This is a genomic window from Klebsiella sp. CN_Kp097, assembly GCF_040064495.1.
Lineage (GTDB): Bacteria > Pseudomonadota > Gammaproteobacteria > Enterobacterales > Enterobacteriaceae > Klebsiella > Klebsiella aerogenes.
On record NZ_JBEAIL010000028.1, the window covers coordinates 1 to 15,565 of the forward strand.

A 15,565-nucleotide genomic window follows, 5' to 3' on the forward strand; every position below is an offset into this window, starting at 1 on the left:
GGCTACAGACCCCGTAGCCCGGAAAAGGTGCGCAGCACCGCCTCCGGGGAAAGCCGCTGTCATAGCAACGTAAACAAAAGGCTCAGCCGGAAGACCGGGCCTTTTGTTTTTGTGTTTTGCGGCCAGACGTGCCACCATCTTCCCCGTGGCGCTGCGCTTACCGGGGCTACAGACCCGTAGCCCGGAAAAGGTGCGCAGCACCGCCTCCGGGGAAATCCCACCTATATCACCGCTATTGCCTCTCTAACCAACTCGCAATAAACGTCGCGATCTGTGGAATATTATTTAAATCCAACAGCGGAAGTGACGTCACGATGGGCACATCGCTGGCTACGGCGATCGTATGTTCATCAATCACTAGCTCTTCTACAAGATGTCCGCTATTTTGCCGGAAAAGCAGGATCTTCGGCACAGGTTCATGCTTAAAACCCTCCACCAAAACGAAATCCAATTTGTCCGGATCCATTCTGCTTACCAGCCATTGAAGATCTAATTCGGGTTCATCTGGGGTTTCTGTCATCAGCGCCCAACGCTGCTTACTGGCGACAATAGTTTGTGAAGCGCCAGCTTTGCGCAACTCATAACTATCCTTGCCAGGTTTATCGACATCCATATTGTGATGAGTATGCTTTATTAGCCCCGGCCGCAATCCTTTAGCGCAGAGTTCAGGGATAAGGCGTTTTAATAACGTTGTTTTCCCGGTACCGCTCCATGCGGCGATCGCCAGTAAGGGGATCATGATGACTCCTGCATCTGCTGCAACTCATCCAATGTATTTACATTGATGAACGCTGATTTCACATCGCTGAAATTCACCGGGTGCCCACCTACTTGACGCATAAAGACCATCACCCGGCGTTCTCCATGAGCCAGATAAGTCTCCAGTTCCGGAATGATTTGACGATGAACTAATGCAACGGCGGGATGATCGCGCTCGCCATCGTGTACCCAAACCACCGGCGCTGAAGCTTTCTGTTGTAGAAAGCGCTCGACCAGAAAAGAGGGGATGAACGGCGTGTCGCAGGGGCAAAATACAAACCATGGGCTATCTACCTGCTGCATAACGGCAAGCATTCCGGCCAGTGGGCCTGGAAAATCAGCTTGGGTATCGCGATAAACGGCATATCCGCTAGTATGCCAATACTCAAGATTGCGATTAGCGCTAATCACTAATCTGCCTACCTGCGGCTCTAATGAATCCGCAACGTGACGCCAGAGAGGACGACCATTCAGCAACTGCAATCCCTTATCAACACCGCCCATGCGCGTAGCTCTTCCACCCGCCAGCACGACGCCGGTTATTGCCTCGCTTTGCATATTAATATCGCCTCTTTCATTGTGGGATTGACCCTGTTAACTTGTCCCTATCAAGAGTAAGGAGCATGACTATGAAATGTAAACGCCTGAATGAAGTAATTGAGCTTCTCCAGCCAGCCTGGCAAAAAGAACCTGAACTGAACCTGATGCAATTCTTGCAGAAACTGGCGGCTGAAGCAGGTTACAAAGGTGAACTAGCCGATCTTTCTGATGATATTCTGATTTATCACCTGAAGATGCGTGACTCATCGAAAGAGGCTGTCATCCCGGGTATTCAGAAAGATTATGAAGAGGATTTTAAAACCGCACTGTTACGCGCGCGCGGTGTTATTAAAGAGTAAAAGGTTGTAAGTGCTGCCGCGAAACCGGCTACGAGATGATATCCTGAAGCATTCGTACGATTATCGGATGTCAGGATGCACGATAAGGCTTTTACTTTTCAGACGCTTCACCCGGATACCATCATTGATGGATTATTCGATCTGGGAATGCGGGTCGACTCCGGTCTGACCCCGCTTAATAGCTATGAGAACCGTGTTTACCAGTTTCAGGACGAAGATCGCCGCCGCTACGTGGTGAAGTTCTATCGTCCTGAACGCTGGTCTGCAGAACAGATCCTCGAAGAACATCAGTTTGCGCTTCAACTCGTAGAAGATGAAGTGCCCGTTGCCGCGCCGCTCTTATTTAACGACAGCACGCTACATCAACATCAAGGATTCTTCTTTGCCGTCTTCCCAAGCCTCGGTGGCCGCCAGTTCGAAGCGGATAATCTTGACCAAATAGAATGGGTCGGGCGCTATCTTGGCCGCCTGCACCAGACCGGTCGTAAGCAGCGTTTTAATGCGCGCCCGGAGATTGGCGTACAAGAATATCTGTTGGAACCACGTCAGGTATTCGAACAGGCGACGCTTATTCCATCTGGCCTGAAGGCTGATTTCCTGGGTGCGGCTGATAAACTCATCGATGCCGTCAGGGCGCAGTGGCACGGGCGTGCGGATACGCTTCGTCTACATGGCGACTGCCACGCCGGCAATATCCTGTGGCGCGATGGTCCGCTGTTTGTTGATTTAGATGATGCCCGCAGCGGCCCGGCGGTACAGGATCTCTGGATGCTGCTGAATGGCGATAAAGCCGAACAGCGCATGCAGCTGGAGACCATCATTGAGGCTTATGAAGAATTCAGTCCGTTCAACACGGACGAAATCGCTCTCATCGAACCTTTACGCGCCATGCGTTTAGTTTATTATCTGGCGTGGCTGCTCAGGCGTTGGGACGATCCTGCTTTCCCTATAAATTTCCCATGGTTAACCGGGGAAGATTATTGGCGCGGGCAGACTGCAACATTTCTTGAGCAGGTGAAGGTTCTGCAGGAACCCCCTCTTCAGTTAACGCCAATGTATTAATGTGATATATCAGGAGAGAAATAATCATGAAAAAAATTTGGCTGGCGCTGGCTGGTATGATTCTGGCTTTCAGTGCATCCGCTGCCCAGATCACCGACGGCAAGCAGTACACCACCCTTGATAAGCCGGTTGCAGGCGAACCTCAGGTCCTTGAGTTCTTCTCATTCTACTGCCCGCACTGCTATCAGTTTGAAGAAGTGCTGCACGTTTCCGACAACGTACGTCAGAAACTGCCGGAAGGCACCAAAATGACCAAGTATCACGTTGAATTCCTGGGCCCGTTGGGTAAAGACCTGACCCAGGCATGGGCTGTGGCGATCGCGCTGGGCGTTGAAGATAAAATTACCGCGCCGATGTTTGAAGCGGTACAGAAAACTCAATCCGTTCAGTCCACTGCCGACATCCGTAAAGTCTTCGTTGATGCGGGCGTTAAAGGTGAAGATTACGACGCGGCATGGAACAGCTTTGTGGTGAAGTCTCTGGTCGCACAGCAAGAGAAAGCCGCAGCCGATTTACAGCTGCAGGGCGTTCCGGCGATGTTTGTTAATGGTAAATACCAGCTGAACCCGCAGGGTATGGATACCAGCAATATGGACGCGTTTGTTTCTCAGTACGCAGATACTGTGAAACAACTGGTTGAAAAGAAATAAAAAAAATGCCGGTCACTGACCGGCTTTTTTATCGACTAAATAGTTACGACTTTTCGTTACCCTGCATAATGTCAGTGAGCTGACGATCTTTTTCTTCCCAAAGCCCATTCAGCCAGCGCTGGAAACCACGCTTAAAGTTTTTATCATTGACGTAATCACCGTGTAATTCCTCGCCAATCGGCACCAGATTAATACGTACCACGATGCGCGTCAGGCGGCCGCTTAACATATCGTAAAACGGCCTGGCATTATTATCCGGATAGCACAGCGTAACGTTCAGTAGCTTATCGAACTGTGCGCCGAGGACGTTTAACGCCATCGCTATGCCCGCAGCTTTAGGCGGCAGCAGGTTGTGGTAAGGCGAGCGCGTCTCGCGCTTCTTTTCTGCGGTAAACCTTGAGCCTTCGACGAAATTGACGATGGTAGTCGGATGAGAACGGAATTTTTCACATGAGCGGCGAGTCGTTTCGACGTCTTTACCGCGACGTTCCGGGTGGCGCAGTAAGTAGCCGCGCGAATAGCGGCGCATAAAAGGCATATCAAGCGCCCAGCAGGCCAGGCCGATAAACGGTACCCAGGCCAACTGCTGCTTAAGAAAATACTTATTCATTGGGATATGTTTGCGAAACAGGACGCAAAGTACCACGATATCCGCCCAGCTGTGATGATTGCTGATAAGCAGATACCAGTTCTTTTTATTCAGCCCTTCCAGCCCCTGAACATCCCATTTCAACCATGGGTTGAGATGCAGCAGCAGCGCCAGTCCTTCGCACCAGCAATACATCATAAAATTGCAAAAAACGGAAATAGAACGCCAAACCGCCGGGATAGGTACCAGCAGTTTAATCAGTCCGGCGATGATAATCGGTACGGAACAGATAATGGTGACTAAGATAGTAAGGGCGATACTCAGCGGGAGCGTTATCGCAGCGAGTAATCTCGACATAGTTAGTTTATTCAGAAAGTTAGGCCGGCAAAGAACCTTCTTAAGCCGCGCAAGAGGCTGATTTTACCAGAAAACGCGGTAAATAACGGGTCTTACCAGAACAGAAAAAAACGCGAATCTTATATCCACATGGAACATTGAGTCATCATGAATCGCATATAGCCTTGGGGGAAGATTTAATTCTTTGATATATAATGAGTTATAAGATCCCATGTTACATGGCTTAGGCTTTTTTGGCTGAGGCGATAAAACTATACACAAAGTTATCCACAGATAATATTGTGCAGCGATACCCCTCTGCGATTAATCTTTTCGGCTAAATGCGGGAAAAATTCAGGATTTCATGCCCGTCTGTGGCATCCTTTACCCATAATCTGATAAACAGGCACGGAAATTATGGTTCAGATCCCAGAAAACCCTCTCATCCTCGTCGACGGCTCCTCTTACCTATATCGGGCTTACCACGCCTTCCCACCGCTAACCAATAGCGCCGGGGAGCCTACTGGCGCTATGTACGGCGTGCTGAATATGTTGCGTAGCCTGATCCTGCAGTATCAGCCGACGCATGCCGTCGTGGTATTTGATGCCAAAGGGAAAACCTTCCGTGACGAATTGTTTGAGCATTACAAATCACATCGTCCGCCGATGCCGGACGATCTACGTGCGCAGATTGAACCGCTGCACAAGATGGTGAAGGCGATGGGGCTGCCGCTGATGGCGGTGCCTGGCGTTGAAGCGGATGACGTTATCGGCACGCTGGCCCGCGAGGCGGAAAAAGTGGGCCGCCCGGTACTGATCAGCACCGGTGATAAAGATATGGCGCAACTGGTGACGCCGGGCATTACCTTAATCAACACCATGACCAACACTATCCTCGGCCCGGAAGAGGTCGTGAATAAGTACGGCGTACCGCCGGAACTGATTATTGATTTCCTCGCGCTGATGGGCGACTCCTCGGATAACATACCTGGCGTCCCGGGCGTTGGGGAAAAAACGGCGCAGGCGCTACTGCAGGGTTTGGGTGGTCTGGATACACTCTATGCAGAACCGGAAAAAATCGCCGGGCTGACCTTCCGCGGCGCGAAAACGATGGCGGCGAAGCTGGAGCAGAACAAAGAGGTGGCCTACCTCTCTTATCAACTCGCGACGATAAAAACCGATGTTGAACTGGATCTCGGTTGCGAAGAGCTATTAGTTGCGCAGCCGGCGGCAGATGAGCTGCTGGCGTTGTTTAAACAATATGAATTCAAACGTTGGATCACCGATGTCGAATCCGGCAAATGGCTACAGGGGAAAGGCGCTAAACCAGCGGCGAAACCAGCTGAAGCCGCGGTGATTATGGAAGAAGAGGTCGCCGCGACGCTCTCTTCTGAGCATTATGTGACAATCCTGGATGAAGCGACGCTGGTCGAATGGATTGCCAGATTGAAGAAGGCGCCGCTATTCGCTTTTGATACCGAAACGGATAGCCTCGATAACATTTCCGCCAATATGGTGGGTCTGTCATTCGCGATTGAGCCTGGCGTCGCGGCTTATGTGCCGGTGGCCCATGATTATCTCGATGCGCCGGACCAGATCCCACGTGAACGCGTGCTGGAGCTGCTCAAGCCGCTGTTGGAAGATGAAAAGGTGCTAAAAGTAGGGCAAAACCTGAAGTACGATCGCGGCATCCTGGCCAACTACGACATTGAACTGCGTGGTATTGCCTTCGACACCATGCTGGAATCCTACACCCTCGACAGCGTCGCGGGTCGACATGATATGGATAGCCTGTCCGATCGCTGGTTGAAACACAAAACCATCACTTTTGAAGAGATTGCCGGCAAAGGTAAAAATCAGCTCACCTTTAATCAGATCGCGCTGGAAGAGGCCGGGCGTTACGCCGCGGAGGATGCTGACGTGACGCTGCAACTGCATCTGAAGATGTGGCCACAACTGCAGCAGCATGAAGGCCCGCTGAATATCTTTAAAAATATCGAGATGCCGCTAGTACCGGTGCTGTCGCGGGTTGAGCGCAACGGCGTGAAAATCGATCCGGCGGTGCTTCACGCGCATTCGCAGGAGATCGCTAAGCGTCTGGTTGAACTGGAACAACGCGCCCATGAAATTGCCGGTGAGGAGTTCAACCTCTCTTCTACCAAACAGTTGCAAACCATCTTGTTTGAAAAGCAGGGCATCAAGCCGCTGAAGAAAACGCCTGGCGGTGCGCCGTCGACTTCTGAAGAGGTGCTGGAGGAACTGGCGCTGGATTACCCGCTGCCGAAGGTGATCCTCGAGTATCGTGGGCTGGCGAAGCTTAAATCGACCTATACCGATAAGCTGCCGCTGATGATTAACCCGAAAACCGGTCGTGTTCATACTTCGTATCATCAGGCGGTGACGGCGACCGGGCGTCTCTCTTCGACCGATCCTAACCTGCAGAATATTCCGGTACGTAATGACGAAGGTCGTCGTATTCGTCAGGCGTTTATTGCGCCTCAGGACTATCTGATTGTGTCTGCCGACTATTCGCAGATTGAGCTGCGCATCATGGCGCACCTGTCGCGCGATGAGGGGCTGCTGAAGGCGTTTGCGGAAGGTAAGGATATTCACCGCGCCACCGCGGCAGAGGTATTTGGCTTACCGTTAGAAAGCGTCAGTAATGAACAGCGCCGTAGCGCGAAGGCGATTAACTTCGGCCTGATTTACGGTATGAGCGCATTTGGTCTGGCGCGTCAGCTGAATATCCCGCGTAAAGAAGCGCAGAAGTACATGGATCTTTATTTCGAGCGCTATCCGGGCGTACTGGACTACATGGAACGTACCCGCGCGCAGGCGAAAGAGCAGGGCTATGTTGAAACGCTGGAAGGGCGTCGTCTGTATCTGCCGGATATCAAATCCAGCAATGGCGCTCGCCGCGCGGGCGCGGAACGAGCGGCTATCAACGCACCGATGCAGGGAACGGCGGCGGATATTATTAAGCGGGCGATGATTGCCGTTGATGACTGGCTGCTGAGTGAAAAACCGCGCGTGCGGATGATCATGCAGGTGCACGATGAACTGGTGTTTGAAGTGCACAAAGACGATCTGGATAGCGTATCGAAGAAGGTGCATGAGCTGATGGAAAACAGTACTACGCTGGCGGTGCCGTTATTGGTGGAAGTCGGTAGCGGTGAAAACTGGGATCAAGCGCACTAAGTGGGCAATCTGTAAGGTTCTTTTTTGTAAGTTAGCAACATAACTTATAGATTTTTGTGATGGTCATTTGAATTTGTTATGTAAATAGTGAAAAAAAACTACAAAAAGTGCTTTATCCATAACCGAAAGAAGAGTAAAGTTATTCGCGTAGGGTACAGAGGTAAGATGTTCTATCTTTCAGACCTTTTACTTCACGTAATCGGATTTGGCTGAATATTTTAGCCGCCCCGGTCATTTATGACCGGGGCGTTTTTTATTGCGCGAAAGAAAAGTTTTACGCGCTGACAACCGCGTAAAATGAACGTCCGGATAGGGCGCTGGGCGCCATTATCCGGAAAAAGCGGGGGTTACTCTGCGTCTTCGGCGGCTTCTTGTGGCGGGATGTCGTTAAACCAGCTATCCAGCTTCTGACGCAACTTATCCACGCCAGATTTTTTCAGCGAAGAGAAAGGCTCAACCTGGATATCGCCATTGAAGGCCAGTACCGCTTCACGCACCATATTGACCTGCGCTTTACGCGCGCCGCTGGCGAGCTTATCGGCTTTGGTTAGCAGGACCAGCACCTGTATATCGCTTTCTACCGCCCATTCGATCATCTGCTGATCGAGATCTTTCAGCGGATGACGGATATCCATCAATACCACCAGGCCTTTCAGGCACAGACGTTTCTCAAGATACTCACCCAGCGCCTTCTGCCATTTGATTTTCATCTCTTCCGGCACCTGCGCGTAGCCATACCCCGGCAAGTCGACCAGGCGTTTACCTTCCGCAACCTCAAACAGGTTGATAAGCTGGGTACGACCCGGCGTTTTTGACGTACGTGCCAGGCTTTTCTGGTTAGTCAGCGTATTAAGGGCGCTGGATTTGCCCGCATTTGAGCGGCCAGCGAATGCCACTTCGATTCCGGTATCGGATGGAAGATGGCGGATATCAGGCGCGCTCGTGACAAAATGCGTCTGTTGATAATTCCAGTTGGTCAAGACTGTCGTCTCCGTAAAATCAGGCTATGGCGGGGATTATACCTGAAAGGCAGAAAAAGGCTGTTTTTACCGCACGTCGGCGTTGTAAGTAAAAACCATGAGCTTTGTGAGACATTGTCCATAAGGACTATACGAAATTTGTGAGAAAAACCTGACGTCAAATTCATAGATTATCGTTAAATCATACTGTTACAGGAAACTCTATTCCCTTAAGCAGGCTTTTCATCCTACAGGTGGTTGTCGATTTCCGGCAAAACGGTAAAGTAGTGGGCAAAGGCGAGGATGCCGGAGGATTACGACTCAGGACGAGGGGTCAGGAGCGCCAGGAGGCGAAGACCGGGATTGTCAGGATGACAAACGTCTGGAGACGTTTTAAAAGGGAAAGGGATAGAACAAGGACCGTTGGAAGCTAAGGGAAAGACAGGGTAAGTCGATAGCTGACATGGAAAGTGGAAACCCGTTAAGGGTTGTGAGTGCGGAAAAAGGCGACAGATTAATCTGTCGCCTTTTTTCTTTGCTTGCTTTCTGCTAGATTCCGCCTCAATTCTATACTGAAGAAAACTGTCTGAAGATCACACATCATGAAAAAACCGGCATCCGCATCGCGCGGTAAAGCACGTGGTAAGTCGCGTGAAGAGTTGAACCAGGAAGCACGCGACCGTAAACGTCAGAAAAAACACCGCGGCCATGCCGCAGGCAGCCGCACCAGCGGCGGCGATGCTGCTTCAGCAGGCAAAGGCCGCAGCCAGCAGCAGGACCCACGCATTGGCAGCAAAAAACCGATCCCGCTGGGCGTGACAGAAAGCACCCCGGCCGTTAAGCAGCACAAACCGAAGAGCGAGAAACCTATGCTTTCACCGCAGGCTGAGCTGGATTTGCTGGAGAATGATGAGCGCCTGGACGCGCTGCTGGAACGTCTGGAAGAGGGCGGTACCCTGAATGCTGAAGAGCAGGCTTGGGTCGATGCCAAACTGGATCGTATTGACGCGCTGATGCAGCAGCTTGGCCTCTCCTATGACGACGACGAGGACGAGGAAGAAGAAGAGCGTCAGGAAGATATGATGCGTCTGCTGAAGGGTGGAAACTAACGTTTGCATCCCATCGGATTCCCGGTCCTGCTTATAACCCTTCTGGTTATATGTTATCTGCTGTGGTTATTCGTTAAACTAAGACGGTTGTCGCGGCGTCAAAAATGGCTGCGCAACCGGCTCATGACCCGAGATGCGGTTGGGCCGGCACGACGTACCCGTCGGCGGCATCATCGGAAGGAGTGAGCATGTCTGAGCAGTTAATCGACTGGGATCTGGCCCTTATCCAGAAATATAACTATTCCGGGCCGCGATATACCTCGTATCCCACCGCGCTGGAGTTTTCTCCGGCGTTCGGCGCTGCTGATTTTGCCGCCGCCGTGGACCGCTACCCGCAGCGGCCGCTGTCGCTGTACGTCCATATCCCGTTCTGCCATAAGCTCTGCTATTTTTGCGGCTGTAATAAGATTGTCACCCGCCAACAGCATAAGGCTGACCAGTATCTTGATGTCCTTGAGCAGGAAATTATTCACCGCGCGCCGCTTTTTGCCGGCCGCCAGGTTAGTCAACTGCACTGGGGCGGCGGTACGCCGACCTATCTCAACAAAGCGCAAATCAGCCGCTTGATGAATCTGCTGCGCGGCCACTTCAGCTTTAACGCCGATGCGGAAATCTCCATCGAAGTCGATCCGCGTGAAATCGAACTGGATGTACTGGATCATTTACGATCTGCAGGGTTCAACCGTTTGAGCATGGGGGTGCAGGATTTCAATAAAGAAGTGCAGCGCCTGGTGAACCGTGAACAAGATGAAGAATTCATCTTTGCGCTGCTGCGTCATGCACGTGAGATTGGCTTCACATCGACCAACATCGATTTGATTTACGGTCTGCCGAAGCAAACGCCGGAAAGCTTTGCCTTCACGCTGCAGAAAGTCGCAGAACTGAATCCGGACCGTCTGAGCGTATTTAACTACGCGCATCTGCCTACGCTATTCGCTGCGCAGCGCAAAATTAAAGACGCGGATTTACCGAGCGCAGAGCAGAAACTGGATATCCTGCAGGAAACCATCGCTTCGCTTACCAAAGCGGGCTATCAGTTTATCGGCATGGACCACTTTGCCCGCCCGGACGATGAGCTGGCGATTGCTCAGCGCGAAGGCGTGCTGCACCGCAACTTCCAGGGGTACACCACCCAAGGTGATACCGACCTACTCGGAATGGGCGTGTCGGCGATCAGTATGATTGGCGACTGCTATGCGCAGAACCAGAAAGAGCTGAAACAGTATTATCAGCAGGTCGATGAAAGCGGCACCGCGCTGTGGCGGGGTATTGCGTTAACCCGCGATGATTGTATCCGCCGGGATGTTATTAAGGCCCTGATTTGTAACTTCCGTCTTGAGTTCGCGGCAGTTGAAACGCAGTGGGATCTTATCTTCAACGATTACTTTGCCGAAGATATGAAATTGCTGGCGCCGCTGGCGAAAGATGGGCTGGTGGATGTGGATGAAAAAGGAATACAGGTCACGGCAAAAGGCCGTCTGTTGATTCGTAACATCTGTATGTGCTTCGATGCCTATTTGCGGCAGAAAGCGCGCCTGCAGCAGTTCTCTCGCGTTATTTAAGCGAATCCCGGTGAGCCAACTCACCGGGTGTTCATTTCGCCGCTGGGTCAGGTGTTATTCCATCCCCAGCTCTTTCAGTTTCCGCGTTAACGTATTTCGCCCCCAGCCCAGCAGACGAGCTGCTTCCTGCTTATGCCCTTGCGTATGACGTAGCGCGGTGGTGAGCAGTGCACGCTCCATCTCCGGCTGCGCTTCTGATAGCAGGTTTTGATGACCGGAACGCAGGGCACGGTCAGCCCATTGCCCCAGCAGCGTCGCCCAGCTATCCGGTTGGATCTGCGTTGGGCTATCGGGAATCGACGTTTCGAACAGCTCGGACGGCAGATCCTGGGTCAATACCTCCTGGCCTGCTGCCATCACCGTTAGCCAGCGACAGGTGTTCTCCAGCTGTCGCACGTTACCGGGCCAGGCCAGTCGCGTCAGCGCCGCTTCCGTTTCCGGATGCAACTGCTTGGCTTCGACGCCCAGTTCGCGGGCGGCAATCTGCAGGAAGTGGCGCGCCAGGCGCGGAATATCTTCCCGGCGTTCGCGCAGCGGCGGCAAATGTACGCGAATCACGTTCAGGCGATGGAACAAATCTTCACGGAATTTTCCTTCCTGCACGCGTAGCTCAAGGTTCTGGTGGGTTGCGGCAATAATCCGCACATCGACTTTCACCGGCGCATAGCCGCCAACGCGATAAAATTGGCCGTCAGCCAGCACGCGCAGCAGTCGCGTCTGAACATCCAGCGGCATATCGCCAATTTCATCAAGGAACAGCGTACCGCCATCGGCCTGCTCAAAACGCCCCTGACGGACGGTATTGGCGCCGGTAAAAGCCCCTTTTTCATGGCCGAACAGTTCCGATTCAATCAAATCTTTCGGAATGGCCGCCATGTTAAGGGCGATAAACGGCGATTTGGCGCGTGGACTGTGGCGATGCAGCGCGTGGGCGACCAGCTCTTTACCGGTACCTGATTCGCCGTTGATCAGTACGCTGATTGAGGAGCGTGACAGGCGGCCAATGATGCGAAACACATCCTGCATCGCCGGCGCTTCGCCAATAATATCGGCCGTCGGGCTGCTGACCGGCGTATTACGCGGCTGCTGCTGCTCCTGATAATGACTAATCGCACGGTCAACCAGCGCCACCGCCTCATCAATATCAAAAGGTTTCGGCAGGTAATCAAAGGCGCCCTGCTGATAGGCGCTGACGGCGGCATCGAGATCCGAGTGCGCGGTCATAATGATGACCGGAAGCATCGGATGGCGTTGTTTAATCTGCTTTAACAGCGCCAGACCGTCCATCCCAGGCATGCGAATGTCGGAGAGTAAAACGTCCGGCGTTTTGGTGGTGAGGGCATCAAGCACCTCATTGCCGCTCTCAAATGTGGTACAGCTTAGACCCGCTCCGGTGAGTGCGCGTTCAAGCACCCAACGGATGGAGCTATCGTCATCGACTACCCAGGCTATCCCTCGTTGCATAAACACCTCTATTTCCGAATAGGCAGGTATACCGAGAACTCGGTATGGCCAGGCCAACTGGTAAATTCAATTTTGCCGGAGTGCTGATCGATAAGACTGCGGGCGATAGAAAGGCCAAGACCGGTACCGCCTTCGCGGCCGCTGACCATGGGGTAAAACAGCGTATCCTGCAGATGGGGTGGGATACCGGGACCATTATCTTCCACGTCGATACGCGCCGCCAGACGGTAACGTACGCCGTGGAGCGTGAGCTGAAAGGCGGTACGGGTGCGCAGGATGATTTCGCCGCCTTCGGGCCCCAGGGCTTGCAGCGCGTTGCGCACGATATTCAGCAACACTTGCTCGATTTGTTCCGGGTCGTGGGCCAGCTCAGGCAGGCTCGGGTCGTAATCGCGGATCAGTTTGACGTTATCCGGCAACTCCATGGAGACCAGCGCCACCACACGCTCCGCGACTTTATGAATGCTTTCCGTGATGTGCATACCGGGATGCTGCGGCCCCAGCAGGCGATCGACCAGGTTACGTAACCTGTCGGCCTGTTCAATAATCACCTGGGTATATTCCATCAGCGCGGGATCCGGTAGCGCTTTACTCAATAGCTGCGCCGCACCGCGCAGGCCACCGAGCGGGTTTTTAATTTCATGCGCCAGACCGCGCACTAAATCGCGCGCCGCCACCTGCTGGGCATGCTGCAGCTGTTCCTGGCTCAAACGACGCTGATTATCCATCGGCGACATCTCAAGCAGGATATAGCCTTCAGGCAGGCGCTGAGCGGTGAGGGAGAGAATGTGCGAGCGGCCGTCAATCACCAGCGTCACTTCATTATCCGTGAAGCCCTGACCCGCCTGCAGGCTCTCCTGCATCAGGCCAATATTTAACGAAAAGTAGCTCAGCAATTCTGGCAGCGGCGTACCGAATAATTTACGCGAACTTTGCGCCAGTAACTGCTGGGCAGCCGGGTTGGCGTAATGCACCGCGAGGTCGTCATCGACTAATAAGATACTGTGGATCAGCGAGTTGAGGATCTGCCCAGCATCGGGCTGTGTGCCTGTTGCCATCTGACAGTCTCCTGAAATGGTTGCACTATTTTAGTGCAGTATAGCTTTTTATTGGTAAAAAGCGCGAGAGATCAGCGTGTTGCTGGAGAAAAAAGCCCATCCTGAGATGGGCTGAAAGTTTCCACGGCAACAAAACATCCCTGGTATCCCGTGCCACAACACGGGAACACCATGGATTTACAGCAAAATCAGACGCTGTAGTACAGTTCGAACTCAACCGGGTGCGGAGTCATACGTACGCGGTCGTTTTCTTCAATGCGCAGGGCGATGTAAGCATCGATAGCTTCGTCAGTGAAGACGCCGCCTGCGGTCAGGAACTCGCGGTCTGCGTCCAGAGCCTGCAGGGCTTCTTCCAGAGAACCTGCAACCTGCGGGATTTCTTTCGCTTCTTCCGGCGGCAGATCGTACAGGTTTTTGTCCATCGCATCGCCAGGGTGAATTTTGTTTTTAATACCGTCCAGGCCAGCCATCAGCAGCGCGGCGAAGCACAGGTACGGGTTGGCAGCCGGGTCCGGGAAGCGCACTTCGATACGACGCGCTTTCGGCGAGGCAACTACCGGAATACGGATGGAAGCAGAGCGGTTACGGGCGGAGTAAGCCAGCATGACCGGCGCTTCGTAACCCGGGACCAGACGCTTGTAGGAGTTGGTGGTCGGGTTCGCCAGGGCGTTGATCGCTTTAGCGTGCTTGATAACGCCGCCGATGTAGTGCAGCGCTTGCTCAGACAGGCCCGCGTATTTGTCGCCGGAGAACAGGTTTACGCCGTTCTTGGACAGGGACATGTGGCAGTGCATGCCGGAACCGTTATCGCCAAACATTGGTTTTGGCATGAAGGTCGCGGTTTTACCGAAACGGTGAGCGACGTTGTGTACAACATATTTGTAGATCTGAATTTCGTCCGCTTTTTTGGTCATGGTGTTGAAGCGGGTAGCGATTTCGTTCTGACCTGCAGTTGCCACTTCGTGGTGGTGAGCTTCAACAACCAGGCCCATCTCTTCCATGATCATACACATGGTAGAACGGATATCCTGAGAGGAGTCTACCGGCGGAACCGGGAAGTAACCGCCTTTCACGCCCGGACGGTGGCCTTTGTTGCCGCCTTCGTATTTGGTAGAAGAGTTCCATGCGCCTTCGATATCGTCAATGGCCACGTGGGAACCAGAGATGGATGCGCCAAAGCGGATGTCGTCGAACAGGAAGAATTCTGGTTCCGGCCCGAACAGCACGGTGTCGGCGATGCCGGTGGCGCGCAGGTACTCTTCAGCGCGCTTGGCGATAGAACGCGGGTCGCGGTCGTAACCTTGCAGGGTGCCTGGTTCCAGGATATCGCAGCGGATGATCAGCGTCGGTTCTTCATAGAACGGGTCGATCAGCGCCGTGGTGGCATCCGGCATCAGGACCATGTCGGATTCGTTAATACCTTTCCAACCGCCAATCGAGGAGCCATCAAACATTTTGCCTTCTTCAAAGAATTCGGCATTTACCTGATGGGAAGGAATCGTGACGTGCTGTTCTTTACCTTTGGTATCGGTGAAGCGCAGATCGACAAACTTCACTTCGTGCTCGTTCAGCATCGTCAAAACGTGTTCAGCGGACATACTTAAACTCTCCCGGATTGGTCATTGTCGTCGTGGTAACGAACTTCTTACTGCTTAAAAGTGGCGTTGTTGCCTTAAAAAATATAAAGCGAAATCTGTGCCAACTTTTAAAAGTACGGTAAAACGCTGTATCATGCGCACCATAGTGCAAAAGGACTGCACCATGATGGAGATAATGCACCAAAATAGTGCTTCAATGTGAACGTTGAGCACCATTTTGGTGCAATTTTTATTACGGTGCCCTTTTATCGCTCCGTGAAAGCGGTCACAAACAAACTCTGCAATACTTGTTTGCGGAGGATCTTTGTGATCCTGTTCAGTC

General features: G+C 52.7%; 13 protein-coding genes. 6 read left to right on the top strand and 7 right to left on the bottom strand.

The annotated features are described in order from the left end of the window. Window positions 1–232 precede the first annotated feature (232 nt). On the bottom strand, window positions 233–739 hold the full coding sequence (gene mobB, locus ABLV07_RS21270) for a molybdopterin-guanine dinucleotide biosynthesis protein MobB (RefSeq protein WP_015368985.1): 507 nt from the start codon (window positions 737–739) through the stop codon (window positions 233–235). Beyond that, entirely contained in the window at window positions 736–1,317 is a 582-nt protein-coding gene (mobA, locus tag ABLV07_RS21275) for a molybdenum cofactor guanylyltransferase MobA (RefSeq protein WP_015703924.1), read from the bottom strand. Before mobA ends, mobB begins: the two co-directional genes overlap by 4 nt. Before the next feature lie 71 nt (window positions 1,318–1,388). Between mobA and ABLV07_RS21280 the strand changes: the two genes are divergently transcribed. The 3 genes from ABLV07_RS21280 (at window position 1,389) to dsbA (ending at window position 3,370) form a co-directional block, all read left to right on the top strand. Then, window positions 1,389–1,658: a YihD family protein gene (locus tag ABLV07_RS21280; protein WP_015368982.1), complete on the top strand. Its 270-nt coding sequence runs from the start codon at window positions 1,389–1,391 to the stop codon at window positions 1,656–1,658. A 75-nt stretch (window positions 1,659–1,733) separates the two neighbouring features. Next, window positions 1,734–2,720, top strand: a complete 987-nt coding sequence (locus ABLV07_RS21285; RefSeq protein ID WP_015368981.1) for a serine/threonine protein kinase — start codon at window positions 1,734–1,736, stop codon at window positions 2,718–2,720. A 26-nt stretch (window positions 2,721–2,746) separates the two neighbouring features. After that, window positions 2,747–3,370, top strand: a complete 624-nt coding sequence (gene dsbA / locus ABLV07_RS21290; RefSeq protein WP_048231478.1) for a thiol:disulfide interchange protein DsbA — start codon at window positions 2,747–2,749, stop codon at window positions 3,368–3,370. 43 nt (window positions 3,371–3,413) lie between these two features. On the opposite strand, the gene ABLV07_RS21295 is transcribed toward dsbA, so the two are convergent. Beyond that, the gene (locus ABLV07_RS21295; RefSeq protein ID WP_047056673.1) at window positions 3,414–4,316 is read right to left on the bottom strand and encodes an acyltransferase; all 903 of its coding nucleotides are present in this window, start codon (window positions 4,314–4,316) and stop codon (window positions 3,414–3,416) included. 396 nt (window positions 4,317–4,712) lie between these two features. Between ABLV07_RS21295 and polA the strand changes: the two genes are divergently transcribed. Next, a complete protein-coding gene (gene polA, locus ABLV07_RS21300; RefSeq protein ID WP_047076022.1) occupies window positions 4,713–7,493 on the top strand; it encodes a DNA polymerase I in 2,781 nt (926 codons plus the stop codon). 347 nt (window positions 7,494–7,840) lie between these two features. Here polA and yihA read toward each other — a convergent pair whose 3' ends face one another. After that, on the bottom strand, window positions 7,841–8,473 hold the full coding sequence (yihA, locus tag ABLV07_RS21305) for a ribosome biogenesis GTP-binding protein YihA/YsxC (protein WP_015368976.1): 633 nt from the start codon (window positions 8,471–8,473) through the stop codon (window positions 7,841–7,843). Window positions 8,474–9,054: 581 nt separating this feature from the next. Here yihA and yihI point away from each other — a divergent pair. Together yihI and hemN are read left to right on the top strand one after the other, a co-directional pair. Continuing rightward, window positions 9,055–9,561 carry a Der GTPase-activating protein YihI gene (gene yihI, locus ABLV07_RS21310; RefSeq protein ID WP_015368975.1) on the top strand — a complete coding sequence of 169 codons (507 nt, stop codon included), beginning with the start codon at window positions 9,055–9,057 and terminating at the stop codon, window positions 9,559–9,561. A 188-nt stretch (window positions 9,562–9,749) separates the two neighbouring features. Beyond that, complete coding sequence (gene hemN, locus ABLV07_RS21315; RefSeq protein ID WP_045412794.1) at window positions 9,750–11,123, top strand: oxygen-independent coproporphyrinogen III oxidase; 1,374 nt, start codon at window positions 9,750–9,752, stop codon at window positions 11,121–11,123. Window positions 11,124–11,177: 54 nt separating this feature from the next. On the opposite strand, the gene glnG is transcribed toward hemN, so the two are convergent. The 3 genes from glnG to glnA form a co-directional block, all read right to left on the bottom strand. After that, the gene (gene glnG, locus ABLV07_RS21320) at window positions 11,178–12,587 is read right to left on the bottom strand and encodes a nitrogen regulation protein NR(I) (RefSeq protein WP_015368973.1); all 1,410 of its coding nucleotides are present in this window, start codon (window positions 12,585–12,587) and stop codon (window positions 11,178–11,180) included. 8 nt (window positions 12,588–12,595) lie between these two features. Continuing rightward, the gene (gene glnL / locus ABLV07_RS21325; RefSeq protein WP_015368972.1) at window positions 12,596–13,645 is read right to left on the bottom strand and encodes a nitrogen regulation protein NR(II); all 1,050 of its coding nucleotides are present in this window, start codon (window positions 13,643–13,645) and stop codon (window positions 12,596–12,598) included. Window positions 13,646–13,833: 188 nt separating this feature from the next. Further along, window positions 13,834–15,243, bottom strand: a complete 1,410-nt coding sequence (gene glnA / locus ABLV07_RS21330; RefSeq protein ID WP_015368971.1) for a glutamate--ammonia ligase — start codon at window positions 15,241–15,243, stop codon at window positions 13,834–13,836. Window positions 15,244–15,565: the final 322 nt, after the last annotated feature.

Coding starts and splice junctions, on each gene's coding strand:
- mobB (WP_015368985.1), bottom strand. CDS start 739: ATGATCCCCTTACTGGCGATCGCCGCATGGAGCGGTACCGGGAAAACA.
- mobA (WP_015703924.1), bottom strand. CDS start 1,317: ATGCAAAGCGAGGCAATAACCGGCGTCGTGCTGGCGGGTGGAAGAGCT.
- ABLV07_RS21280 (WP_015368982.1), top strand. CDS start 1,389: ATGAAATGTAAACGCCTGAATGAAGTAATTGAGCTTCTCCAGCCAGCC.
- ABLV07_RS21285 (WP_015368981.1), top strand. CDS start 1,734: ATGCACGATAAGGCTTTTACTTTTCAGACGCTTCACCCGGATACCATC.
- dsbA (WP_048231478.1), top strand. CDS start 2,747: ATGAAAAAAATTTGGCTGGCGCTGGCTGGTATGATTCTGGCTTTCAGT.
- ABLV07_RS21295 (WP_047056673.1), bottom strand. CDS start 4,316: ATGTCGAGATTACTCGCTGCGATAACGCTCCCGCTGAGTATCGCCCTT.
- polA (WP_047076022.1), top strand. CDS start 4,713: ATGGTTCAGATCCCAGAAAACCCTCTCATCCTCGTCGACGGCTCCTCT.
- yihI (WP_015368975.1), top strand. CDS start 9,055: ATGAAAAAACCGGCATCCGCATCGCGCGGTAAAGCACGTGGTAAGTCG.
- hemN (WP_045412794.1), top strand. CDS start 9,750: ATGTCTGAGCAGTTAATCGACTGGGATCTGGCCCTTATCCAGAAATAT.
- glnG (WP_015368973.1), bottom strand. CDS start 12,587: ATGCAACGAGGGATAGCCTGGGTAGTCGATGACGATAGCTCCATCCGT.
- glnL (WP_015368972.1), bottom strand. CDS start 13,645: ATGGCAACAGGCACACAGCCCGATGCTGGGCAGATCCTCAACTCGCTG.
- glnA (WP_015368971.1), bottom strand. CDS start 15,243: ATGTCCGCTGAACACGTTTTGACGATGCTGAACGAGCACGAAGTGAAG.